Source organism: Microcoleus sp. D2_18a_D3, assembly GCF_036702455.1.
Lineage (GTDB): Bacteria > Cyanobacteriota > Cyanobacteriia > Cyanobacteriales > Microcoleaceae > Microcoleus.
On record NZ_JAUBTK010000012.1, the window covers coordinates 78,102 to 102,922 of the forward strand.

Sequence of the window (24,821 nt, forward strand, 5' to 3'; positions counted from 1 at the left end):
CCTACCTCACTTTTTTGAGAACCGCTATATCTGAATTGGTAATGATAAATTGACTGCAAAACTCGCTATTTTCCACGGTGATATTGTGAAACTTGTCCCATCGTCTGACTTCTGGGGCAAATTTATGGGTTGTTCTAATAAATCGACGGGGTGACTAATCGCCAAACCCAAATCGCTGTTTAATTCCAACTTTGCCTCTTCACCGTGACACTCGTAACACCGCAAAATCCCGACATTAGAATCATCTTCCGATTGTTTGAATGCCATCAACACTAAATTTTCGGCGGACAAATCCAAGAATTTACCAACTGCGGGTAAACTCTTGTTTCGATTTTCTCCTAACTGCGGCAACACCTTGACTAGCAGCGGCAAATTCAACTCGTAACCCTGTCGAACTGTGCCGGCTTCTTGCCAATTTCCAGCGTGGGGATAGACTGCACAAGTAAATTCGGAAACTCCTACATCTGCTTGTTCATCCGGCCAAGTCGAACCCCGAAGCAATGTCAGCCGAATTTGATTTGGCTGAAGGTCGCAACCGTATTTGCAATCATTGAGCAAACTCACTCCAAAACCGTCATTGCTGATATCAGTCCAGCGCAAAATCGGCACTTCCCATTTGGCTGTTTCGGCGGGTGTTTGCGGCTTGGTTGTGCGTGCGATCGCACCGCCGGGAATTTCGCAAGTTGCAAAATCTGCTTCTACATTTAAGCCAAAGGCTGCTTTTACTAAAACGTGCTTTTCTTGCCAATCTGCCACTGTCTTGATTTTCAGCAGCGGCGAACCTATTTCTACTATATAATCTTGGCAAAACTCCGATTTGCCAATTTGTCGGACTACGCGCAAACTCTGCCGTATTTCTCCCTGTGCTATCCAGGAAATATCTTTGAGTGTCGGCGCTGGTAGTTGATGTTTTTCATAATTTGGGTCAATGTTCCAAGCATCCCAATATTGACCGCTGTCTTGAAATGCTTGCAGTTGATTGCCGCCTGCTGCATTCAGGACTTCTCGGTTATTTACTTTATCCCAAATGCTGGATAAATCCCCAGTTTTGCCGTCTACTGTTGCCAGAATAAATTCATTTTCTAAAACCATTTGTGCGGCTGCAAAAGGCGTTTCTTGACTAACTGTGTTTTTTTGTGCTATACCGTATGTAAGTTTTGATAACTCTGTCTTTTTTTCAGTTTCTGGACTCGCGGACGCATTATCCACAGTTTGAGCGTCTTCGCGACACAGCCAAAACACCTGGTAGCCAACGGCAGGGAGATTATTTGCCCAGAATAATAGTTTAGATTGCGATTCGAGTCGATCGCCCCTGACAATCTGCGAAGTCAGTCGCCGTCGGGACAAGTCGTAAATTTGCCAAGCTGAATCAGCGGAATCGGGAAGCGGTACGGCGACAACCTCAGAGCGCGACCAATTGAGGGTATTGAAAATCAAAATCGGTTGAGCATCGGGCTGGGGGGGATTCGGCAGAGAAATTTGAGTGGAGATTGCATCCAAAGATTTTAGCAGGATTTCGCGACAAGTGCGATCGACCTCAGCAAAGGCTATATTAGCATCCGCGTAGACTTGGGCGATCGCAGAACCGGGCAAAATATCGTGAAACTGGTTAAACAAAATTTGTTTCCAAGCTGATTCTAACTCGGATTTCGGATAAACCGCACCAGTACAAATCGTTGCCAGCGAAGACAACAACTCCGCTTGGTAGAGCAATTCTTCGCAGCGGCGGTTTTGGCGTTTTTGGTCGGCGCGAGTCGTGTAGCAACCCCGATGGAATTCTAAGTAAAGTTCGTCTTTCCAAATGGGCAGAGTTTTGAGTTGTGAGATGGAATGATTTGCATCCGAAATTGCCGACAAGTTTGACAATTCTCGCGCCCGCAAATTCCCGACGGTTTCGACAACTGGCCAATTTTCCTGATTGTCCGATTCTGAAACATCGCTTTCGGACTTAGTTGGGGAAATTGCCGACAAGTTTGACAATTCTCGCGCCTGTAAATTCTCCTGGTTGTCCGATTGTGGAACATAGCTTTCGGACTTAGTTGCCGTAACTTCCGGCAAAAACTGACTCTCGATCAAAGACAAATAATCAACCGCTTTGGCAAACTCCAACTTCGGGAAAAAAGGCGACATTTTCCAGCGTTTTGCCACCTCCAACATATCACGAGTCGGGCCACCGCCGTGGTCGCCCACCCCAGGCAACCAAAGAGCATCTTGCAAACCAGTCTTAACTTGCCAGTCAAAAGCATAACTTGCCATTTTCACAGATTCTATGCCTTCACCAATTGGAGCAGACATCATGCTAAATATTTTAGTACCGTCCAACCCTTCCCACCAAAACGCACCGTGGGGAAATTCCGTTGTATCGTTCCAACGCAACTTTTGCGTCACAAAATAATCAACTCCACCTTGCCGCAAAATCTGAGGTAATTGCCAACCAAAACCGAAAGTATCCGGTAGCCAAGCTACGCGCATCAATTCTCCAAATTTTTCTTTTGCATAACGCTGTCCGTAAAAAACTTGCCGCACCATTGATTCAGCGGAAATCAAGTTTAAATCCGGTTCTACCCACATCCCGCCGACAACTTCCCAACAACCCGCCACCACCTGTTTTTTAATCGCAGCAAATAAGTCCGGGCGATGTTCTTCCATCCAAGCATAAAGCGCCGGAGTGGAATGGCAGAAAATTAAATCGGGAAACTCCGATTGTAATTTCAATACCGACTCAAAAGTTCGCTTTGCCGCTTCCCAAGTTTCCGGGACAGGCCACAGCCAAGCTAAGTCTAAATGAGCGTGACCGACCAAATAGATTTTACCTGTATATATAGATGTCAGCTCGCCAATTTCTCCTATATATATAGATGTAGAATTGCTATTTTCTCCACCCTGACAAACCTCATCTCTTCTTCCTCCCTCTGCGCCCTCTGCGCCCTCTGCGGTTCCCTCATCTAAATCCCCAGACAAAAATGTCAGGACACCACTTTCTCCTATATATATAGATGTAGAGTTGCTATTTTCTCCAACCTCAAAAACCCCCTCCCTTCTTCCTCCCTCTGCGCCCTCTGCGTCCTCTGCGGTTCCCTCATCTAAATCCCCAGAAAAAGCCCGCAGATATCCCAGTAAATTGTGCCGCAAAACAGACAGCGAGCGATCGAACTTTTCGCGATCGCCCACCGCCGACCAATCAATCAAATCCATCGCCAAATCAATCTCAGATTTCAGCGTTTCCCCCTTGACAAACAGTGGGCGATTTGCTATTGTTTCAGTGGAGAGGTATTGGGAATTTACATTTTCTAAATTTTGAGTGAGCGAATTTTGCAAAATCTCTAATTCGGCAGCCACAAAACCCGGATCAAAACAAGAAGAGTCAGCAGCTTCGTACAAACAAATCGATCGCACTAAAGCACCGTTATCGTGACCCGGACTTACCAACCGCAAAATTACTAAAAATTCATCTCCGGGATTTGCCGACGAACTCAACAAAACTCGATCGGCAAAATCAAATAAATCTCCCTGTCCGACTAACTCGCCGTTGACAAAAATTTGAGCATCTTCAGCCCACCAAGTCAAACCCAGCAGCAACCGCAAACCAACCACAGGATAGCCGTGCAAATTGTCAGGAATTACAAATTTCTGGCCCAAATACAAAACTTGCTTCCCAGACGGCCAAGCAATATGTCCTTTCCCGTTAAGTTCGGCAACAGGCCTGTTACAAATATTTACCGAAGAGACAGCCGAGTCAGAATCGCAGTACCTCCAGCCAGACTGAACCTCCACTTGGCTGAGGCGGCGCAACTTTTCGACAGTGGCAGAAATATTGTTGCTAGCAGGTGACACAGAAGCGCTCATTTTTAGCTAAAATCAAACTTGTGTAGGAATCAAAGATCGGATTGAACCGCGAAGACGCGTTACGCGAAGCGGCGCGTTAGCGCTAGGACGCGAAGAAAAAGGTTTCAGAGGGTTTGAAGCGGAGATTAAGAGCTCGCTTTGATTTTACAGCAATATTTAGCAATTCCCTGAATTCAATAATTAAACTTATGTCCAACGGTTACTACGGCCCATACCAAAGCCGACTATTAAATTTTATATCGAAACAGTCCCGCCAAGTCGCTGACAATTGCGATCGAACTTGGCGTCAAATTAAAGAAGCAACTCTCACCGCCACCCAAATTCTGCTTTATCCAGCTTATTTGCTGGTGCAAAGTTCCCGACTGCTGGGCCGACAGTTGCGGGAATCAAGTCAAAAAGTAGATTTACCGGAACTGCAAGAATTTGGCGGTGACGAAAATCCCGATGGGCAACAAAATTGGTATCAGGGCGAAACTTCCGACGAAAGTTCGATCGCCGAAATTTTGCACCTAGCCGAAAATTTACTAACCTCGTCGCAAACTGCGAAAACTTTAGCCAGCTTCCCGCTGTTAATAAATCAGGGAAATACTGCTAACAATTTACACCCGGCCGTAAATTTTAGCGGACAAATCGCCAAGCATCAAACAACTTCCGTCTTAGAAAACCCGCTTGCTAAAACTCAATTAAAACCGCAAGCGAAAGTTGAGGGAATTGCCAGTTTTATCCCAGCCCGCACTTTAGTATTGGTGGGAAAAGAAAATCAGATATTAGATATTTTGACACCCCAACAGCAGGAAATGCTCGAAGGTCGCATAACTTGGGAAATTGCCAACAGCGGGCCCGAACGGCGGGAAATTACCCAAAAAGAATTAAAATTTAATCTCGGTTTGGAATCGGCTGCCAAAAAAGCGCAGTTGCCGCCGGTGCGTCGTTTTTGGGAATTGATGGCATGGCTTCAGACGAGTCCGGTTGCTCTCAAAAGAAATCAGTTTGGAGAATCAATCCTCGCAGTTAAAAAATCGATCGACCGCAATGCCATCATAGTCCAAAAAGCCCGCGCCCAGATCGAAGCAAAAACCGCACTGCAGTCAATTGCAGCATCGAATTCGATCGACTACAATACCCCAAAACTAGAAACTAATTTTAACAGCAAGTTCGAGCATCGAGTCAGCAATCCTCTCTCCTTTGTTACATTACTCGATCGCGCCGCCGTCAACATCGAGGAATTAACCCTACCGCCAGCGCTAAAAACAACCGCCGCACCAACAGAAATCCCCGGAGTAAAAATTAATACATCCGGCACATCCGGCAATTTAGATTTTTCCGCCCGCGAAATCCTGGAAAAATACGCGCGAAACATCGAAGGAATTATTTGGTCGTCAGTAGACCACCTCCTAGGCAAAGAAACAGCAGCCAGTGATAATACGGAAAAATCCCTCTCAATTAAGTATTATTTGCAACAGCTAGAAGAGGAAAAAAACACGCAAAAAAGCCCAGAGGTCGATCGACCGTGGCTGAAGTGGCAAGACTTATTCGGGGAAGCACCACCGCAGCATTTAATCGACGGCAGTTCCGAACCAGAGGCAAAAGGTCAAAGCGTAATATCACAAACTAGCCCAAAAGTCAAGCACCAAATTGCAGAAGTAGGAGAATTGCCAGAAGGTCGATCGACCGCAGTGTCAATCTCCCCTTACCCCGAAGCACTTCACCGCCTGCTGGGGCAGCTAAAACAGAGCTTGTTGACACAAAGCCCAAAAAGTCAACCCCAAACAGCATCTGATTTATCTGATTTAGCAGTTACTCAAAAAAATAGCTCTGCACTCGCAGCAGAATCAACCCCAGGGCGCGCGCCGGAAACCCAAGTGCCAAAAAACACAAACCCGAACACCCGACAAAACAACCAATCCCCAGCAGCAATCACCGCGCCAACCCGCAGATACACCCCCGCAACCCCCGCAACCCCCGCCGCAGCCGAACCAAAAAATCACAGCGCAGGCGTCCAACCCGAAGACGAATACTTAGAAACAAAAGCAGAATCGATGGGATACATTAAGCACCCCCTAGAACAAGTGCTCGAATGGCTCGATCAAGTCATGCTGCGGTTAGAAAACATCGCCGAGCAACTCTGGAATTGGGCAAAAATCAACTTGCCAAAAATCCTCAAAAGCAAAGATAAAATTGACTAATCTTTAGCTTATGATAAAAAAGTTGCGGCAACAGCAGCAAATCAGCTCAGTATTAGGCCATCTTTGGAGACTCCCACAGTGCTAACCCTCAAAATCGTAGTTAATGTAGTTGTTTTATTTTTTGTTTCCCTGTTCATATTTGGATTTTTGTCCAATGACCCAGCCCGGAACCCCAACCGCAGAGACATGGAATAAACAAGTTATCTCGACCGCTGGCTGGGGGGCACGCCACCGCAGCCCCCCGGCAAGCCGGTAAACCCGCAAAAATTAGTTGAACAAAACTTGACCGAAAGCATCCAGGATACAAGCCCCCGGATTCATTCCGAAAGCAGACTCAGGACCCAGAAATAAAAAACCTGTATCCGATGAAACTTGCCGAACGTATTTATCCGTGGGGTCATGCTTCAATTCTTTAATCTAAAATCTAAAATCTAAAATCGATTGACCTCGCACCAGCAGCGAGGTTATCTTGTGGCGGAAGCAACTTCTGAAAGCAGCCCTATTCCGGCGCGCCAAAGCCACGGGGAATTTTAGATATCAGATTAATGTTTAAACAGTTGCCTTCTAGATGCAAAATTATAAATAATTTGCACCCTATAAAATCTAAAATCTAAAATCTAAAATCTAAAATCGGATGACTTACCTGTTTTAACTATGCCCTATCCGGTACCGCCGCCAGAACCCCCTGGCATCATCTACATCGCAAAGCCTAAGAAAGCCGCCCTCACTGTCGCGGCCGGCGATGGAGACACCCGCAGCAACCCCGCAGAAATACCGGAACCAAGCCCAGATATCGTTCAGGCAGAACCCACACCGGCCCCAGCAGAACCCGCAGCCACACTCCTCGGCACCACCCCAGCCACCGACCAGCCTCCAGAAATCGCCGACCCCCTAGCAGCGGTGGAAAGCGGCGACGCAGTGGTGGGATTTCAGCGTCGGGCCCCTGTGGGAGAACCCGAAACTGCGGAAACTCCGAAAGATTCCTCGTTTACGGCTTACCAATTGGGTTCGGTAGAAAATGCCATTGCCATTCGCAATCGAAAACGAACCGCAGAGGCGCAGAGAAAACAGGAGAAAAATGTTGCCGGAAAGCAGGAAAGTTGGTATCAGGCCCAAGGCCGGCAGTTAGAAGATAACCCTCCCGAACCTGCGGAGATTCCCGTTCCAGAACCCGCCCCGGAACCAGCACCCAGCGGACAACAGCAGTTCGACATTCCCGCACCAGGCCCGGCCCCCGCACCCAGAACCCCCCCCGCGCCAAAACCGAAACCTAAACCAGCCGCGCCGGGAGTCCGCACCGCCCCTTCTCAGCGGACGGTGCCTTTTCCCGTGACTCCGGCCGATACTATCGAAGTTAAGGCTGACAGCCAAGAATTCGACGACAAGCAGCAAATTGTGACGGCGGTTGGTAATGTCGTTGTGCGGTTCCGGCAAACTGTGATTGATGCCGATCGAGCGATCGTCAACTTAGTCACCCGCCAAGTGGTAGCATCCGGCAATGTCGCCTATACCCGCGGCCAACAAGTAGTGCGCGGCCAGCGGATGGAGTTCAATCTCGGCCTCAACAGCGGCGCAGTCGAACAAGCCAGGGGCGAAATATTCCTGCCCGCAGCAGGTAGCGAATTGACCCCCACACTGCCGACGGATATCAGTGCCGGGACGATTCTCGAACAGCCGCTGAGCGATCGAATTACCAGCCAGCAGCCCCTGCGCGGAGTCAAATCCCCCGGCGCTGCTACAGTGACTCTCGGTGGCGGTGGACAGCTAGCAGCCCCCCAAATTACTGGTGCCGTCAACCGCATCCGCTTTGAAGCAGAACGCATCGAACTGCTGCCAGACGGCGCGAGAGTAGCAACCAACATTCGGCTTACTAACGACCCGTTTTCCCCGCCGGAATTTGAATACAGAGCCCGGAGGGCGACGATTAGAAGGATTTCGCCCACGGCAGAGGAATTGGTCACAACTCAACCCCGCTTGGTGTTCGACAACCGGGTGAAAATACCCGTGTATCCCCGCAGGCAAGTGTTTGACAGCCGGCAGCAAAACGGCCCGTGTTTGACTTTTGGTTACGACGGAGGGGATCGCGGCGGTTTGTATGCCGAGTGCGGTTTTGAGGTGTTGCAAAACGGGCCGGTGCGGCTAACCCTGACACCCCAAATTTACCTGCAGCGGGTTGTGGAAAAGCACGGCGGTAATCCGTTTTCTCCCGATAGCTACGGGCTGAAAGCGAGGTTGCGCGCTAGTCTCGGCCCGCGCACCAGGCTGGACGGATCGGCAATATTTCTGAGTTTGGAAGATTTCCCGAATTTGCCGGAAAACAGCTTTCGGGGCAATTTGCGCCTCCGGCAGTTGATCGGCACTCACTCTCTGGCAGCAGAATACAGTTATCGCGATCGGCTGTTTAACGGTTCTCTGGGCTATCAAACCGTGCAGAGCAGCCTGGGGGCAGTCCTCACTTCTCCAGTCATCCCACTCGGAGGCACTGGCATCAATCTCAGCTACCAAGCTGGGTATCAATTTATCAATGCTGACACCGATCGAGCAGACTTGCTCGAACCAGTGCGGGAAAACAACCGCATCGATCTGGGCCGTTCCCAACTCAGCTTTGCCTTAAGCCGCAGCTTCAGCTTGTGGGAGGGCGAACCCCTGCCCCGCACTCCCACCCAAGGTTTGAGGTATACGCGGTCGCCGGTGGTTCCTTTCTTGCAACTGGCCTTGGGACTCCGGGGAGTTGGCACTTATTACAGCAGTGGCGACAGACAAAATTCCCTCGCCGGCAGCGTCGGCATTCAAGGGCAGTTCGGTCATTTCTCCCGCCCTTTCCTCGATTACACTGGGTTTAACGTGACTTATACCCAGGTGGGACGGGACGGTATATCGCCGTTTTTATTCGATCGCTTAGTAGATTTGAGAGTCCTGTCTTTTGGGCTTGTCCAGCAAGTTTACGGAGGGTTTCGAGTTGGATTTCAAAGTGCTATTAATTTAGAAAGCGGGGAAACAATCAGTACGAATTACACTTTAGAATACAGTCGCCGCAGTTACGCAATCATTTTGCGTTTTAATCCTGAGCGTCAAGTCGGCAGCCTGACTTTTAGAGTTAGCGACTTCAACTGGAATGGGACTCCCGAACCTTTTTCCGGGGACGCGCGAACTGTAGATGGAGGAGTGCGTTTATCCGATTAATTCAATGGGCTAATTGGGCATTGGTCATTGGGCATGGGGAATTGGTAATAGGTAATAGGTAATGGGGAATTGGTAATTGGGTAATTGGAACCAAAAGACAACAGTCAACAGATAACAGTCAACAGTCAACAGACAACAGTCAACAGTCAACAGACAACAGTCAACAGATAACAGTCAACAGTCAACAGTCAACAGACAACACATGACAGAAGTGACCGCAATATCTGCACAAGCAGCGGCTCTGCTGGTTCACTACGGTTTTGACCTAGGTGGCAAAAAAGCCGAGAAATTGGCGGGTGAATGGCTAACCAAGTATCCCGGCTATTGGCTGCGTTTGGCAGTGGTTGAAGCGCTTTATCAAGGCCGCTACAAGGCTGTTTCTGTGGGACAGCTATTGAGTATGTGGCACCGGATAGGTGAACCTCTCTATCATTTCAATCGCGAGTTTGAACGCTTGGTATGCAACAATTTTCCTCAAAATTTAACCGGGGAAATTGGTGATCAAATGTCGCAGGAGGATATACTTTTCTCCAACCCGGAATCGCAAGTTGGTGTCGCCGAGTTAGATTTGCGATTGCCGTCAGAGGCGCAACTGGATGTGGCGCTTCATGCAGAAGTCCCGAACACAGAGGCCCAGGAAACAGGAAAATTGCCCGCAGCCGACGATCGCACAAAAGAAAATACAGAATTTGTAGTATATGAAGATGTGGCTATTACCGCCCTCGCCGATCGAGCCGAAGCCGAGCACAAATTAGCCGACAAACCTGTGGCAAAATCATTCCCAGTTGTCAAACACACTGATTTTCATACCAAGTTAAAAGCCATTGCCAGAGAAGGCCGAAGAAAGAAGGGAGAAAGCAGAAATAGAGTGTAAACTTGGGGAACTATAGCCTTTCTCAGTAACATGAGGTACTCATAGGGCATAGGGCATAGGGCATAGGGCATAGGGCATAGGGCATAGGACTCGCCCCCATACCTCACAACGCTTGAGAACCGCTATAGATAGTTATTTTTCACTTTTCACTTGGGGCACTTACTCCCATCCGAATTTCCGAACAAAAAGAAGCTTGTTCCGTACCGTTAGCTTGCTTAACAACGCTAGTCCGCAGCCGCAAATTGGGCATGAGATACCACAGCCTTTCTTCGGCATGGAGGGTGTCTGATTCTGTAATCAATGTCAGCACGTCGTCGCCCATCACGTAGCGGCTGTTACCCTTGTCTTGCAACACTTTGCCTTCGCTTGGATTGTCGGGATTTGGTACGATCGCTAGTATGGTAGAACCGATTTGTTTAGCTTTGTCGCGATCGGGAATACCGTCCCAACTAATCCGAACGCTAGTTAGCTTAGTTGAATCCGGGTTAATCGAGTGTTGTTGGCAAAGTTTGACGACTGCTGCATCGCTAGCTGTCAGTATTTCTATTTTGAGGTCGGATTTACCCGCCTGCAATTCCCCAGAATTGAGATTGTGTACGGTACGCTGAGAAAACCATTTACCTGCACTTAACTCGAAAAACTCGATAACATCCATGAAATTTGTCTCTAAAGTCAATACTGCTTTATTTGCGATCGTGACTTGCGCGCTATGGAGTCAGAAACCCGGTTTCTTCCTGCGTACTAGCGGCCAAACCAATGATTTTGTCTAGAAACCCGGTTTAAGAGTGCAAGTCCTTTTCTATATTTTAGAGGAAGGGGGCGCACCTGCAAAGCTTTCTGAGAGCTTTGGGGGAAACAGATTGCAGATGCCGTTGAGGTACGAAACCCAACCAGGGGGACATCTGCCTCGCTGATGCGGCCGACTTGACAGAAAATTACAGCATCCGCCATCATATTTCGTTAGAAAAAGTCTTTTTCGCAGATTAAATAGGATTGCGATACCTGAAATTTTTTAGCTTTGACCGAAAGCATCCAGGATACAAGCCCCCGGATTCATCCCTCCAGAAATAAAAAACTTGTATCCGATGACACTTGCCGAACGTATTTATCCGTGGGGTCAAGGCTTCAATTCTTTAATCTAAAATCTAAAATCTAAAATCGATTGACTGTGTTGATCGCTAGGGAGCATCTCATATTTGCAAAAATACTTCTTTCTTCTTCCTTCTGACTCTTTTCTCCTGGCTCCTGACTCCTGACTCCTAATTCCAATTTCGAGCTTTGCTGCTTTCATTGAGATGCTCCCTGATCGATCGACCATCATCGCCCAAATACCCGCTATGTTAAGAAAAGCAACGATATATCTGATCTTTTGTCGATCGATCTGTAAATTGGGCGTTGCTGAGTTTAATTATATTAGCGACGATTTATTGTAATCGCACTGCTTGAAAATTCTCAAAGCAGACTCCGACTAAAAAACCAGCAATTCATCCAACCATCACCAAACCGAGGACAGCAAGCCCATAGCATATAGCATTCAAATATGTCATGCTAAGTCTAAGAGAAAAGATTCTCGCTCGGCTTTTCGGTAGGGTGCAGCTAGCGATCGTATACATTTAAAAAACACATCCGTAAATTTATGACCGAGTTTAAACAATGGCTGGATAAAATGCAGCCTGCTGAACAGACGGACTACCTGGGAATCCTGCCAAGTCAGCTAGCAGCGACTTCAGACTCCGAAAAATTATACAGCTTACTAACAGATTACAATTTTATTAAAGCCAAGCTGTCAGCATCGGGAGTACAGGCGCTAATAGAAGATTACGATTTAGCAACAAGTCCCGATATTATTATCTCAGACCAAAAAGCCGACCTACTCAAATTAATCCAAGAAGCAATTCGGCTGTCTGCCCACATTCTAGCCATAGATAAAAGCCAACTACCCACCCAACTAATAGCCCGCTTGATGTGCTTTGAAAGTCCAGAAATTCAAGCACTGCTAGCACAGGCAAAACACCAAACAACCCCCTGGCTGCGACCGCTAACGCCCAGCTTTACTCCTCCCGGCGGGAGATTGCTGCGTACCCTCACCGGACATACAGACTGGGTACAAGCTGTAGCAATCACCCCCGACGGCAAGCGGGCAATTTCTGCCTCCTCCGACCACAATCTCAAAATTTGGCACTTAGAAACAGGAGAAGAACTTTCCACCCTCAAAGGTCATCTTACCTACGTCAATGCTGTAGCTGTCACCCCCGACGGCACTAAAGTAATTTCCGGTTCTTGGGACAATACCATTAAAATTTGGGAGTTAGAAACTGGGAGAGAAATATTTACCTTTGCAGGCGATACTTTTGCCGTAGAAGCAGTAGCAGTAACTCCCGACGGCAAGCGAGTAATTTCAGGTTCTTGGGATGGCAGTATTAAAGTTTGGGATTTGACAAGCAGGGAAGTAATTTTTAACTTCAAAGGTCACAGCAGTTTTGTTCAGTCCGTAGCAGTAACTCCTGATAGCAAACGGTTGATTTCCGGGTCGGGAGACAACAGCATGAAAGTCTGGAACCTAGAAACTGGAAAAGAACTTTTTACTCTCACGGGTCATGAAGATTGGGTAAAAAGTGTAGCAGTTACTCCCGACGGCGAACAAATAATTTCCGGCAGTTACGACGGAACTGTTAAAGTCTGGAGTTTGTCAGAAAGAAAGCAACTTTTCACTTTAGGAAAACACAGCAGTTTCGTTCAAGCTGTGGCAGTCAGTCCCGACGGCAAACGGGTTATTTCGGCTGCCGGCGACAAAACGCTGAAAGTTTGGAATCTGGAAACAAAAGAAGAACTTTTCACTTTTACCAATCACATCGCCCCAGTGAATGCTGTGGCTGTTACCCCCGACGGCAAGCGGATAGTTTCTGGTTCCTCTGACAAAACTCTCAAAGTTTGGCGCTTAGAAAGAGGCAAAGAAAATTTATCATTTGCAGGTCACGATGACTGGGTAAATGCTGTAGCAGTGACGGCGGACGGTACGAAAGCGATTTCCGGTTCAGGAGACAACAGCATTAAAGTCTGGAATCTTGAAAACGGACAAGAAATTTGTACTATTCCCGGTCATAAAGATTGGGTAAAAGCGATCGCAACCACACCGGATAGCAAGCGAGTAGTTTCGGGTTCAGGCGACAAAACTGTGAAAGTTTGGGATCTAGAAACCGGAAAGGAAATCTTTACTTTCACGGGTCATACGGACTGGGTAAATTCTGTGGCAGTGACTGCAGACGGAACGATGGCGATTTCCGGTTCGGGAGACAAAACTATTAAAGTTTGGAATCTAGAAACAGGAGAGGAACTTTTTACTTTTTCAGGTCATGAGGACGGGGTAAAAGCTGTGGCAGTTACTCCCGACAGCAAGCGGATTATTTCGGCTTCCGGCGACCAAACTCTGAAAGTTTGGAGTTTGGGGAAAGAAAAGAATATTTTTGCGGATTTATGGAATTTAGCCGTCAAAAATCTACTTTTCACTCTCAAAGGTCATGAGAGTTTTGTGAATGCTGTGGCAGTTACGGCGGATGGCAAATGGGCGATTTCAGGAGGGCGGGAACACAATTTGAAAATTTGGGATTTGTCAAGTAGAAAAGAAGTTTTTACTTTGGCAGGTCATGCTGATGCGGTAACATCTGTGGCGACTATGGGAACAAAGGCAATTTCTGTTTCGGACGATAATACTCTCAAAGTTTGGGATTTGTTAAGTCGAGAAGTAATTGCTAGTTTCATGGGAGATAGTGCTTTGAAAGCTTGCGCTATTGCACCTGATGGGGTGACAATTGTGGCGGCAGAAGCTTCGGGACAGGTGCATTTTTTGAGGTTAGAAGAGGGGAAATAGTCATTAGTCATTAGTCATTAGTCATTAGTGATTAGTCATTAGTCATTAGTGATTAGTCATTAGTGATTAGTCATTAGTCATTATGCCGATCGCACTTTTGCTAAAATTTAAAAGTGCGATCGGTCTTTTCCCCATCTAGTTTACAATTTTTCCGGGTCAATTCCCATCGCTCGCAGTCTTTCTGCCAGTAAAGCAGCCCGCTGTTCTGCTTTTTCTGCCCGCTTTTGGGCTTGTTCCAAGCTGCGAGAAACCTCCTCATAACTTTAAACGGTTCGCCATCAGGGCGATAAATTTGCCACTCTTCACCCGCCACTCCTCTGCGCCCTCTGCGCCCTCTGCGGTAAAAAATCTCATTCACAAAAAAGCACATCGAAAATAGGGCAGACACCGCCCGCCCTACAAAACTACTTCCTCAGCAACTTAACCCCGCGAATCGAATAATCCAAAAGCTCAATTGGGTGCATCAAAGTAACTTTCTTTCCCTGCAACTCCAAATGCTTCTTAATTTGCAAAGAACAACCCGGATTAGAAGAAGCAATCAACTCCGCCCCAGTATTCAGCAAATTCTCCACCTTTTGCACACCCAATTCATCAGCAATCTCCGGCTGAAGCATATTGTAAACCCCCGCACTCCCGCAGCACAAAGCCGCATCCACAGGTTCTTTTAACTTCACCCCAGGGATTTGTTGCAGCAACTGACGCGGCTGCAAACTAATCTTTTGCCCGTGCAACAAATGACAAGCATCCTGATAAACAATTGTCAAATCTCCCTCAATCAAAGGATTGAGTTTCGCTGTAATTCCCGCACTGGCCAAAAACTCTTGCACGTCCTTAACATTAGCAGCAAATTTTTCAGCTTTCTCCCGATAATCAGGGTCATCTGCTAAAATGTGACCGTATTCTTTCAAAGTATGACCGCACCCAGCAGCGTTGATAATCACAAAATCAACGCCAGTATTTTCAAAGCTATCAATCATTTGTCTCGCCAAAGCTTTCGCCTGTTCTGCTTGGCCTTGATGTTCCGGCAAAGCAGCACAGCATCCCTGACTTTTAGGAACCACAACCTCGCAACCGTTAGCCGTTAAAACTCGCACCGTCGCTTCATTAACTGGCGAAAATAACAGCCGCTGCACGCAGCCTAAAATCACCCCCACTCGATAGCGTTTCTCCCCTTGTGCCGGAATTACCTCTGGTAAATTATCCCGGAAAGAATCGACAGAAACTTTCGGCAAAATTGATTCCATCGCAGCCAAGCGAGGAAATACTTTTTTCAGCAAACCTGTTTTGCGGACAAGTTTTGGCAGTCCTAATTTTTGATAAATAAACAGCGGTACAAGCAAAGGCCGCAATCTGTGAGGATAAGGGAAGAGATTAAAAATCAGAGTGCGAATTACATTGTCGGAAAAAGTGCGTTCCTGATTTCTAGTAACTTGGTGGCGAGTTGCGGAAATTAATTTGTCGTATTGAACTCCAGAAGGGCAAGTTGTAACGCAGGCCAAACAGCCCAAACAAGTATCGAAATGTTGTGAGGTTGCTTCGTTTAAAGGTGCGTCGCCTTCGTTAATTGCATCCATTAAATAAATGCGGCCTCTAGGCGAATCCATTTCTTTGCCAAGTACGCGATAACTCGGACAAGTTGACAAACAAAAACCGCAATGTACGCAAGTATCGATTAATTTCGGATCTGGCGGGTTCTTGGCATCGAAACCTGGGATTTCGAGGGTTTCTAAGTGGGGATTTTGTGCTAGGAAATTGCTTTCTTTGGCAGGTCTTAAATCGTCGCTGGGAATTTGAGATGTTTCTGAAGTTTGCATATATGGCAGAAAGAAGTTCGGCAACGGATTATTTAACGGATTTAACGGATGACATCAAGCGAACACACACACTTTCTTCTCTTCTCTCTTCTTCTCTTTTCTTCCTTCGCGTTCTTCGCGTCTTCGCGGTTCGTTAAAAAAGAACCTAGTTTACAAAAGATTTAGACGGGGATTTAAGAAGGACTTTAGTCCCGGCTACAAACTTTAAACTAAATACCGCTTATAAAACGATGTGGACTCAAAAGATTTTCCGGGTCAAACTGCTGTTTAATCCGGCGCATTAAATCGATCGCACTTCCAGTATAGCCCCAAACATCTAACTGTTGCTTGATGTCGGTCGGTGCTGCTAAAACAGTCAGAAAACCGCCTTTCGCTTCGCACCCTCTGCGTACCTGCAACAGCGTTTGGGCTGTCGCATTCTCAAACCGCAAAACCCCCAAACCGCTGCCTGCATGAATCCAAGCGTCCTGTACCGGCAATTCGTTAAGGGCCCTTACAGCTTCCGACGGTCTGATTCCTATTTTGCAAATAATTGCCGACTTTGTGCCAGAATCCCACATAGTTTCTGGCAATCTTTGCCATAACTGATGCTCATCATTGTCGCCACAGATATTTGCTTGCAAACCCAACTTTTCGCCAACTTCCAGCAAGCGGGCTGATTGTTCTTTAACGCTTTCTGCGATACTTTGAAATCTTACTATCAATCCTTTGCCCTTTCCTAAACCTAATTGTGCTACTAAATCAGGTGACACCAAATCAACGGCTGTCGGAGTCAAAGCAGAAGACAATAAGATTTGAGTTGCTTGAGCTAAAGCATTAGTTTCCCCTGTCAGCACTACGGTTCCCGATGATTCAGGCAGCGGATAAACTCGGAAAGTTACTTGAGAAATGACGCCCAATGTGCCGTAAGCACCAGTAAACAGTTTCATCAAGTCGTAACCGGCGACATTTTTAACAACTCGACCCCCGGCTACCGCAATTTTACCGTCCGATCGCACAAAGGTAATTCCCAATAGCAAATCTCTCACCCCCCGATAGCGATGCCGCAAGGAACCCGCATCAGCAGTAGCGACAATGCCGCCCAAAGTTGCCTCTTGCGGATATGCTGGATCGATCGGCAAAAATTGACCTGCTGCAGCTAAAATTTGTTGCAAATCCGCCAACTTCATCCCGGCTTCTGCTGTCACGGTTAAATCGCCCACAGCGTGTTGTACAAGTCGATTGAGGCGCGAAGTGCTGACAGCCACCATCCCCGCTGCATCAGGATATCCCTTTAAATCCCCCTTAAAAAGACCCACTTTGACAACATCTTGCTCCCCCCTTTGTAGGGGCGGTGCCCCCGTGCCCGCCCTGGGCTGGGGGGGATCGGAGTCTAATTTTACTAAACCGCCCCAATCAAGTTTGCTGCCGCTACCACAAGGCAAGACTGCACAGCGATTTTGCCCAGCCCAAGCAATGACAGCCGCCAGTTCTTCCTGAGTATTCGGGTAAACGGTACAATCTATTTTCGTGTCGGGGGCAACTGCTTTTTCTACCCGTTCTTGCCAAAATTGCTCTGTATCTTGCCAGCGACAGATGCCAGCAGTCCCGACAATACTTTCTAATTCTTGTATGCTTACGTAATTTTCGGTAGAAAAAGATTTCATGAAGGTTATCAGACGCCCGGTAAAAAAAATTATCAAAACAGTGCCTAAAACCATTAAATATTAATACGGGCCCGATATTCAAAACATGAACAAAAAAATGTCTCAAAACCGAATTTCTCTGGGAATTACCGGTCTCAACGAAGTGATTGGCGGTGGCCTAATTTCTCAACGCTCTTATCTGGTGCGCGGCGGCCCGGGTACTGGCAAGACGACACTGGGCTTTCACTTTTTGGCAGCAGGTGTGGCTCTGGGAGAAACGCCCCTGTTTATTACTTTAGGAGAACCGGAAGCCCAATTGCGGGCCAATGCCACAAGTCTCGGTTTTGATATGGAAGCGATGGCCTTCCTCGATTTGAGCCCATCCTCAGAATTTTTTACGCAAGTTCAGACTTATGACATTTTCTCCCCCTCCGAGGTGGAGCGAGAACCGACTACACAAAAGATTATCGAGCGAGTCGAAGCTGTCAAGCCACAACGGGTGTTTTTGGACGCAATCACTCAATTTCGCTACTTAGCTGCGGATGAGTTCCAATTCCGCAAGCAAGTTCTGTCTTTTCTGCGGTTTTTGGTGGAAGGGGGGGCGACGGTGGTGTTTACCTCCGAAGGCACATCAAGTGCTCCCGACGACGATTTGCAGTTCATCAGCGACGGAGTAATTTACTTGGAACTGCGCCCTGAAGGACGCGCCCTGTCTGTCACCAAACTGCGAGGCTCCAACTTCCGCAGCGGCCGCCATTCGCTGCGCCTGACTCAGGCTGGTATGGAGGTATTTCCGCGACTGCTTCCAGACAACTTTCAACAGGATTTTGTTGCTGAAGCAATTTCTTCTGGGGTTCCAGAAATCGACGAACTACTGCACGGGGGAGTGGAACGGGGGACTGTGACGGTGATTAGCGGGCCTAGCGGCGTGGGTAAAACGACGGTGGGGATTCAGTTTATGAAGGAAGCCGCAGGAAGGGGGGAGCGATCTGTAGTTTACATTTTTGAGGAGTCAAGTTCTACTCTGCTGCAGCGCTGCGAATCAGTTAACATCCCGGTTGGGGCGATGATGGGGCAAGGAAGTCTTTCGGTGATACCCGTGGAACCTTTGCTGTACTCGCCGGATCAGTTTGCCTGTATGGTTCGCAAGGAGGTGGAGCAGCAAAAGACGCGGATTGTGATGCTTGACAGTATTTCTGGCTATCAGCTTTCGATGCAGGGGCAAGATTTGGTGAACAATTTGCACGCTTTGTGTAAGTATCTGAAGAATATGGGAGTCACCGTTATCTTGATTAATGAGGTAGAAGCCATTAGCGGAGATTTTCGGCTGACCGAGATCGGGATTAGCTATTTGGCGGATAATCTTCTGTTTATACGCTATCTGGAACGCCAACTGCATAATAGGACAGAAATCCGCAAGGCGATCGGAGTAATTAAAAAACGAGTCAGCAATTTCGAGAGAACTCTGCGAGAACTCGAGATTACTCGCTACGGCATCAAAGTCAGCAAACCGATACGGGGGCTGCGCGGCATTTTGAGTTCGGCGCCGGTGTGGATTGATGAGGGGGGAGCAGATGAAGATTGAATCGGGATTTGTCCTGCTGTTTTGGGGCAATTGCAGTTAATTTTGCAGTCGTGAATCTACTAATCAGTAGGGGCGCACCGCGCACCTCACCACTAGCTGTAGTGCGCGCACCGCGCACCTCACCACTAGCCTAAGTCCTGGAAAACTTAAATATATTGGTAAATTTGTGTATTTTTCGACTTTTATAGCAGTTTTCACTTCTATGAAATACACTAGGGGCACAGGCACGAGGGCGTGTCCTGTGTCTGATCATCTGTAGTTCACTCAACTGAAAACCAATGTAATCCCTCGCCGAAAAGTAAGCTAATACCATATCAAAAAAGAATCCAAGTTTAGACAACCTCCCAACCCCTATATAATTAGTCACTCCCCATTCTAAAATCTAAAATATAACATCTAAAATGGTTATAACTCGTATTCACAGGAAGCTGATAAATGACTGGCACTTCAATAATTTTAGCCGTAGACCGCAATCAGCGCAACTTGGAACTATTAGCACAATTTCTCAACAAAGAAGGATACCAGATGATCGCGGCTTATAACTTTGAAGATGTTGCACAAGCTATCAGTCAGCCTGCTAGGATCGGGATGGCTTTAGTAGATATTTCTGGTTTCGATCGCCGGATTTGGGAGTGCTGCGAACAACTGCGAAATCACCAAATCCCTTTTCTGATACTCTCGCCCAAACAAAGCGCTGCCATTCAGCACGAAAGCCTCTGCCACGGTGCTCGGAATATGTTGGTAAAACCTTTGATCGTTAGAGATTTGCTGGGAATTGTGCACAGCTTGCTAGGAGAACCTGCGTGAGTCAAATTTTATTGCTTGTCGAACAGAAAGAAAACCGCCGGCTGTTATTAGAATGGCTAGCAGTTTACTATGAGGTATTGCTGCCAAACTCAACAGATAAGAGTGAGGATTTTTTACCATTTAATCAATCTTTTGACCTGGCGATAATTGACGGTATTTCCCTGAAACGCCATTGGCAGTGGGTTGCAGCCCAAAAACAGGCAGAACACCCGGTATGCTTGCCTTTTCTTTTGATTACATCCCGATCGGATGTAGGGATGGCAACGCAATTTATTTGGCAAAGTATTGACGATTTGATTATCGCTCCGATCGAGAAGATCGAATTGCAAGCGCGGGTGGAGATTTTGCTGCGATCGCGCCAGTTGTCTTTAACTCTCAAATTGTCTCACGACCAACTCGATCGCACTCTGCAAACAGCCCAAGAACTCAACGAGATGAAAACATCTTTGCTGTACATGATTGCCCACGATGTTCGCAATCCTTTGAATTTCATCATCGGCACTACACAACTTCTTAGCAAGTACAAGTTGACATTAACAGATGAGAAAAAACAAGAACTTCTCGACAAAACTCAAGCAGCGGCAAAAGGCATAGATTTGTTATTAGACGATGTTCTGTTGCTGGGGCGTGTTGAGTCAGGACAAGCCTGGTTTTGCTTGCTACCGATAGACTTAGCAAAGTTTTGTAATGAGTTGGTAGGGGAATTTCAGAACAGCCTGAAGTTGAAACCTGAAAATGATCGGGTGACGCTGATTTTTGTGAATCACAGTCAATCGGCGATGGTGTCTTTGGAGGTAAGCTTGCTGCGGCGCATTCTGGGCAATTTGCTGTCAAATGCTATTAAGTATTCTCCCCCAAATACCGAAGTAATCTTTGAATTAAAAGTTACTGCAACCGAGGCTATCTTTTCTGTACAGGATGCAGGAATTGGCATACCTGTAGCAGACCAAGGACGGCTGTTTGATTCATTTTACCGGGCTAAAAATGTTGGTCGAATTCCCGGTACTGGACTGGGGCTGAGCATTGTTAAAAAATGCGTGGACTTGCACGGTGGCGAAATTACTTTGATCAGTGAAGAAGGCGTTGGCAGTACATTTACAGTAACGCTGCCGATCGCACAACCTCGAAAAAAGCAAATCTCGCCTGCAACGGCTTAAACTAGATGCAGGCATTATATTGGGATATTCCTCGATGAATTTCACGACCGGGTGAGGCTATACCTGGTAGTGTGACCCTGAGATGTATCCTCAAAAAACTGAATAAAACTCTCGCTATTTTACAACGCCAGAATGTGAAGAACCATTAACAGTCGCTGGTCAACTGATGAAATTGAGCATCGTCGTTCCAGGAGCGATCGACGAGCGGGAGAATTGGCGATCGTTCGTCAAAGCTCGATCGCTATCGTAAAAAATGTTGAAGGCACCCAAAAATAATTAGATGCCATACAAAACTGATCCCAAATTGCCAGACTTTATATTTCTGAAAAAAAGGGGCCGAACAACCGTCACATCTTAGATGATCTGATGAGTATTTTAACACTTTAAAAATGGTCGATCAACTATTTTATGAATTATTGTCGGACTCTTTTTAATGAGCGAGTAGTTATATCATTTCCGGTTACACTCCTTATGATGTTGACGGTTGACTGTTGACTGTTGACGCCGTGAACAGTGAACAGTGAACTCGGATTTACTATTCCGATGCTAACGGATTTGATATTAGAGAGTTGGTTGCAGCAGGCGTCTTATACTCTTGTGCCGTAAAATCAATCCACCGTTGAAGATCGATCGCCTGAGCTTTCAGGCCCAGAGTCCAACTGTTCAACTATTAATGGTTGAAACCTGATGTCTCCAGGTTCAATGGGCACTTTTCTCCACCAAGCTGGCAACAAGAGCAGCCAAAACTTACCCAAAGACACAGAACGCTGCTCGCGAACAAAAACCAAGGGCAGGAGAGCCGCAAGTCGTAAGACGGCTGAGAGGGCAAACACCCCTGGCAAGCCACCCAGATTGGTCAAAGTGGCGATAAAGCCACCAAGGGTGATTCCCATTGCCCCAGTGACACCAGGAACCGCCGCCGCGATCGCAAAGTATATCGACTGATTCAACAGTGGTGTCACCGACATCATCAGATTACCACTGCACAAGTCGATCGCCGCCCACGTTGCACCGCCGATGATGTGCAACAGCGGGAACCAGACCCATAGGAAAATTGGAGCCGTTCCACCTTCTAGCCACAGTAGAGGGGTCAGAGCCACCAAAATTCCCACTACTACAAGAATCGGGCGATTCCCAACCCGGTCAGCCAGCTTCCCCCAAAAAACCAGCATCAGTAAGTTAGCACCCGCTCCTAAGCTGTTGTAGAGCGTTACCACACTGACATCTATACTTAGGTTATCCAGCAGATAGAGGTTAAAAAAGGGCGCGCTGACGTTAACGGCAAAGCTCCATACAGCAGAGTAAAGCAAAAACTTTAAAAAATTGGCTTCCTTGAGAAAGCTAAAAATTGTCCCTATGGATGATTTTTCGCCTCTATGTGAATGCGTGACGTGTAGAAGCTTTGGATTCACATCGGTCATAAAGAACTGACAACCTAGACTGATGATGCCAAGCACAATTCCTACAACCAAGATGGCACTGTAACCTTGGAGCCTTCCACCGGGCCAGTTCGATACCACTAGAGCCAGCAACGGCACACCAATGAGATTCGTCAAGCTGACAGCACTATTGCGAAAGCCAAAATACCGCCCGCGCAACCGCTGAGGTACTAAAACCGCCAACCAGCTCAAGAAGGAAGCACGACCTAAAGATTCTAAGACTTGAGTTACCCAGATGATTGCCAATGTCAACTGCACTAGCTGATGTCCAGCGAGCTGAAATGAGCCTCCCAACCAAATGGCTGGCACGATAATCAGCCACAGCAGTCGCGACAGTCCGAAAATCCAGATGGAATACCAGTGGCGGCTCTGCAGTCGGTCTCCTATATAAGCTCCGAACGGTTGGAGCAGATTTACCAGTTGAGGAATGGAGGCGAGCATACCAATTTCGACTGGGCCAGCCCCTAAATCCAGCAAGAAATTACTGAGCAACGCGCCGCCGATGATGCTGTAAAAAAGCGTAGCGAAGACACTCTCCAAAGTTAGCGATCTGAGGCTTAACCGAGTTTCCGGTTTGGAAAGTTTTAGAGGCGGATTGGTCAGAAGTACCGTCTCTGGTAAGGCTATATCCTCTTGGATTTCCTGAAGAGGGAGAGGATTCGTTCCCACTAAGGTGTTATCTTCTTCTTGTGTTTCGAGCATACTGGATAGCCAATAGATGAGCTGCTACGCAGCTTAATTGTATAATATAAGATTAAGTATTTTAAGGAACACAGCCATAGATGCAAGCTAAAAGTCTATACGGTTCAGTTACAACTATTTATTCCTCGGAGATGCCCCTAAATCCCCCTTAAGAAGGAGGACTTTGAGTAAGTTCTGATATCCCTATTTTTAAGGATTGCTAGTAGGGGGGAGCGAGCTTAACTGAACCGTATTGAGCTAAAAGTTATCGCTCTCACAAGTAAAAAAAAAGATTACTTAAATAAATTAGAAAAAATAAGAATGCCAAAATTACAGATTAATGATTATTAATTGCATTATTAATAATTAATCAATAAATATAGCGGTTCTCAAAAAAGTGAGGTATGCCCACGGAGACCTATGCCCTATGCCCTATGCCCTATGCCCACGGAGGCCTATGCCCATGAGTACCTCATATGAGAGCTCGAAAGGCTATAGCTAAGTTTTTATAAATTTCCTATGCGACAGTAGGTTACTGGGTTCTTCAGGGTGAACCCAATAAAACAGAGAGCTTTTCAGATGGAAGAAGTCAATCGATTTTAGATTTTAGATTAAAGAATTGAAGAATTGACCCCACGGATAAATTCGGGGGGCAAGTTTCATCGGATACAGGTTTTTTATTTTTACACGGATGAATCCGGGGGGTTGTATTTTGGACGCTTTCGGTCAAGGTAACTTTCGGAAACCCGCCTCTTAGTATGAATAAAGGTTGCTAAAAATGAGAACAAAATCAAAGTTCTAAAGGAGCAATGGCGTTAAACAAATTTTCTAGGATAAATCGCAGCAAAGATTGAGTGGCTAATATTAAACCCAATCGAGCTTGGGCGAGTTTTGGCTGTTCGATTTTAACTTCTCCCCAAATTCGGCACTGGCTGTAAAAAATCTGAAATGCGTCGCTCAAACTATTGGCTAATTTGAAATAATTGACAGGTTGTTCGCGGTTCTTTACATCAAAAGTAGGATATAAATTGTCTAGCACTATTAAGAGTTGGGATATTAAACGGCGTTCTGCTGGATGCACTAACCGCAGTCGATCGCCCTCGTCAATCCAAGGGATAGGATTTGGACTCGCCAGCGACCAAATTTGTGGCGCTGTAGCGACATCGGGCTGCGCGATCGCAATTATCCGATCGCGGTGGGCCATTCGCAGCAGGGAACAGCAGCGCGCGTGGCTGTACTGAATGGGAAACAGTCGATCGGCACACACAACAGAAGATAATATTCGAGATTCTGAAACTGGGAGGTTCGTTTGAGCTAAACGCTGCAACCAGACGGCTAAACCTGCATCAGTCAACTCCATCTCAATAATTCCCCCCGGCGCTACTTTAACGGCGAAATCCGGGTAGCACAGCGGTTGGAGTGTTTCGGCCAACTGTGCCGCGATTGTCTGCGGTGTCTGCTGCCAAGTTTTAGCCAATTTCAGGGCGATCGCAGACACGTACAGCACCCGCGCGCTATCTTTACTCCGATTTAACGGAAATATTGCACCCTTCTCAATTACTTGTTTAGGAACAGGCATCTTGCCTGTTCCACAAGAAAATTCATCTCTTGTGGAACGGGCATCTTGCCCGTTCTTGAGAATGGTGCAAGATGTGAGATTTAACGGAAATATTGGACCATTCTCAATTACTTGTTTAGGAACAGGCATCTTGCCTGTTCCACAAGAAAATTCATCTCTTGTGGAACGGGCATCTTG

Annotated in this window: 15 protein-coding genes; 8 read left to right on the top strand and 7 right to left on the bottom strand. The window is 46.9% G+C overall.

Annotation, left to right across the window (positions count from 1 at the left end):
• Nucleotides 1-24 precede the first annotated feature (24 nt).
• A complete protein-coding gene (locus tag QUB06_RS08350) occupies nucleotides 25-3,846 on the bottom strand; it encodes an alpha-mannosidase (RefSeq protein ID WP_333434900.1) in 3,822 nt (1,273 codons plus the stop codon).
• A gap of 188 nt (nucleotides 3,847-4,034) precedes the next feature.
• Between QUB06_RS08350 and QUB06_RS08355 the strand changes: the two genes are divergently transcribed.
• The 4 genes from QUB06_RS08355 (at nucleotide 4,035) to QUB06_RS08370 (ending at nucleotide 10,089) form a co-directional block, all read left to right on the top strand.
• Nucleotides 4,035-6,032, top strand: a complete 1,998-nt coding sequence (locus QUB06_RS08355) for a hypothetical protein (RefSeq protein WP_333434901.1) — start codon at nucleotides 4,035-4,037, stop codon at nucleotides 6,030-6,032.
• A gap of 78 nt (nucleotides 6,033-6,110) precedes the next feature.
• The gene (locus QUB06_RS08360; protein ID WP_039887172.1) at nucleotides 6,111-6,227 is read left to right on the top strand and encodes a photosystem II reaction center protein I; all 117 of its coding nucleotides are present in this window, start codon (nucleotides 6,111-6,113) and stop codon (nucleotides 6,225-6,227) included.
• A 459-nt stretch (nucleotides 6,228-6,686) separates the two neighbouring features.
• Nucleotides 6,687-9,215, top strand: a complete 2,529-nt coding sequence (locus QUB06_RS08365) for a DUF3769 domain-containing protein (RefSeq protein WP_333434902.1) — start codon at nucleotides 6,687-6,689, stop codon at nucleotides 9,213-9,215.
• A gap of 202 nt (nucleotides 9,216-9,417) precedes the next feature.
• Nucleotides 9,418-10,089 (top strand): hypothetical protein, encoded by a 672-nt coding sequence (locus tag QUB06_RS08370; RefSeq protein WP_333434903.1) that lies wholly within the window; start codon nucleotides 9,418-9,420, stop codon nucleotides 10,087-10,089.
• 139 nt (nucleotides 10,090-10,228) lie between these two features.
• On the opposite strand, the gene QUB06_RS08375 is transcribed toward QUB06_RS08370, so the two are convergent.
• Together QUB06_RS08375 and QUB06_RS08380 are read right to left on the bottom strand one after the other, a co-directional pair.
• Complete coding sequence (locus QUB06_RS08375) at nucleotides 10,229-10,744, bottom strand: phycobiliprotein lyase (protein WP_333434904.1); 516 nt, start codon at nucleotides 10,742-10,744, stop codon at nucleotides 10,229-10,231.
• Nucleotides 10,745-11,227: 483 nt separating this feature from the next.
• The gene (locus QUB06_RS08380) at nucleotides 11,228-11,380 is read right to left on the bottom strand and encodes a hypothetical protein (protein WP_333290599.1); all 153 of its coding nucleotides are present in this window, start codon (nucleotides 11,378-11,380) and stop codon (nucleotides 11,228-11,230) included.
• A 345-nt stretch (nucleotides 11,381-11,725) separates the two neighbouring features.
• Here QUB06_RS08380 and QUB06_RS08385 point away from each other — a divergent pair, with 345 nt between their 5' ends.
• A complete protein-coding gene (locus QUB06_RS08385; protein WP_333434905.1) occupies nucleotides 11,726-13,957 on the top strand; it encodes a hypothetical protein in 2,232 nt (743 codons plus the stop codon).
• A 404-nt stretch (nucleotides 13,958-14,361) separates the two neighbouring features.
• Here the strand turns inward: QUB06_RS08385 and QUB06_RS08390 are convergent, their stop codons facing one another.
• Nucleotides 14,362-15,771, bottom strand: a complete 1,410-nt coding sequence (locus QUB06_RS08390) for a heterodisulfide reductase-related iron-sulfur binding cluster (RefSeq protein ID WP_333434906.1) — start codon at nucleotides 15,769-15,771, stop codon at nucleotides 14,362-14,364.
• Between the two features lie 209 nt (nucleotides 15,772-15,980).
• Nucleotides 15,981-17,417, bottom strand: coding sequence for an FAD-binding oxidoreductase (locus tag QUB06_RS08395; RefSeq protein ID WP_333434907.1), 1,437 nt, complete (start codon nucleotides 17,415-17,417; stop codon nucleotides 15,981-15,983).
• Nucleotides 17,418-17,514: 97 nt separating this feature from the next.
• Between QUB06_RS08395 and QUB06_RS08400 the strand changes: the two genes are divergently transcribed.
• The 3 genes from QUB06_RS08400 to QUB06_RS08410 all read left to right on the top strand — a co-directional run bounded on the left by QUB06_RS08400 (nucleotide 17,515) and on the right by QUB06_RS08410 (nucleotide 20,945).
• Nucleotides 17,515-18,981: an ATPase domain-containing protein gene (locus QUB06_RS08400; RefSeq protein ID WP_333434908.1), complete on the top strand. Its 1,467-nt coding sequence runs from the start codon at nucleotides 17,515-17,517 to the stop codon at nucleotides 18,979-18,981.
• 435 nt (nucleotides 18,982-19,416) lie between these two features.
• Nucleotides 19,417-19,788, top strand: coding sequence for a response regulator (locus QUB06_RS08405; RefSeq protein ID WP_333041151.1), 372 nt, complete (start codon nucleotides 19,417-19,419; stop codon nucleotides 19,786-19,788).
• A complete protein-coding gene (locus QUB06_RS08410) occupies nucleotides 19,785-20,945 on the top strand; it encodes a hybrid sensor histidine kinase/response regulator (RefSeq protein ID WP_333434909.1) in 1,161 nt (386 codons plus the stop codon). The genes QUB06_RS08405 and QUB06_RS08410 overlap by 4 nt, the downstream gene beginning before the upstream one ends.
• 608 nt (nucleotides 20,946-21,553) lie before the next feature.
• On the opposite strand, the gene QUB06_RS08415 is transcribed toward QUB06_RS08410, so the two are convergent.
• Together QUB06_RS08415 and QUB06_RS08420 are read right to left on the bottom strand one after the other, a co-directional pair.
• Nucleotides 21,554-23,086: an MFS transporter gene (locus tag QUB06_RS08415; RefSeq protein WP_333434910.1), complete on the bottom strand. Its 1,533-nt coding sequence runs from the start codon at nucleotides 23,084-23,086 to the stop codon at nucleotides 21,554-21,556.
• Between the two features lie 769 nt (nucleotides 23,087-23,855).
• On the bottom strand, nucleotides 23,856-24,821 hold a 966-nt coding region (locus tag QUB06_RS08420), incomplete at its 5' end, for a DALR anticodon-binding domain-containing protein (protein ID WP_333434911.1).

Bases quoted from the DNA above. Each gene is read 5' to 3' on its own strand.
- QUB06_RS08375 (WP_333434904.1), bottom strand. From the start codon at position 10,744: ATGGATGTTATCGAGTTTTTCGAGTTAAGTGCAGGTAAATGGTTTTCT.
- QUB06_RS08415 (WP_333434910.1), bottom strand. From the start codon at position 23,086: ATGCTCGAAACACAAGAAGAAGATAACACCTTAGTGGGAACGAATCCT.
- QUB06_RS08405 (WP_333041151.1), top strand. From the start codon at position 19,417: ATGACTGGCACTTCAATAATTTTAGCCGTAGACCGCAATCAGCGCAAC.
- QUB06_RS08365 (WP_333434902.1), top strand. From the start codon at position 6,687: ATGCCCTATCCGGTACCGCCGCCAGAACCCCCTGGCATCATCTACATC.
- QUB06_RS08400 (WP_333434908.1), top strand. From the start codon at position 17,515: ATGTCTCAAAACCGAATTTCTCTGGGAATTACCGGTCTCAACGAAGTG.
- QUB06_RS08355 (WP_333434901.1), top strand. From the start codon at position 4,035: ATGTCCAACGGTTACTACGGCCCATACCAAAGCCGACTATTAAATTTT.
- QUB06_RS08380 (WP_333290599.1), bottom strand. From the start codon at position 11,380: ATGAAAGCAGCAAAGCTCGAAATTGGAATTAGGAGTCAGGAGTCAGGA.
- QUB06_RS08390 (WP_333434906.1), bottom strand. From the start codon at position 15,771: ATGCAAACTTCAGAAACATCTCAAATTCCCAGCGACGATTTAAGACCT.
- QUB06_RS08385 (WP_333434905.1), top strand. From the start codon at position 11,726: ATGACCGAGTTTAAACAATGGCTGGATAAAATGCAGCCTGCTGAACAG.
- QUB06_RS08350 (WP_333434900.1), bottom strand. From the start codon at position 3,846: ATGAGCGCTTCTGTGTCACCTGCTAGCAACAATATTTCTGCCACTGTC.
- QUB06_RS08395 (WP_333434907.1), bottom strand. From the start codon at position 17,417: ATGAAATCTTTTTCTACCGAAAATTACGTAAGCATACAAGAATTAGAA.
- QUB06_RS08370 (WP_333434903.1), top strand. From the start codon at position 9,418: ATGACAGAAGTGACCGCAATATCTGCACAAGCAGCGGCTCTGCTGGTT.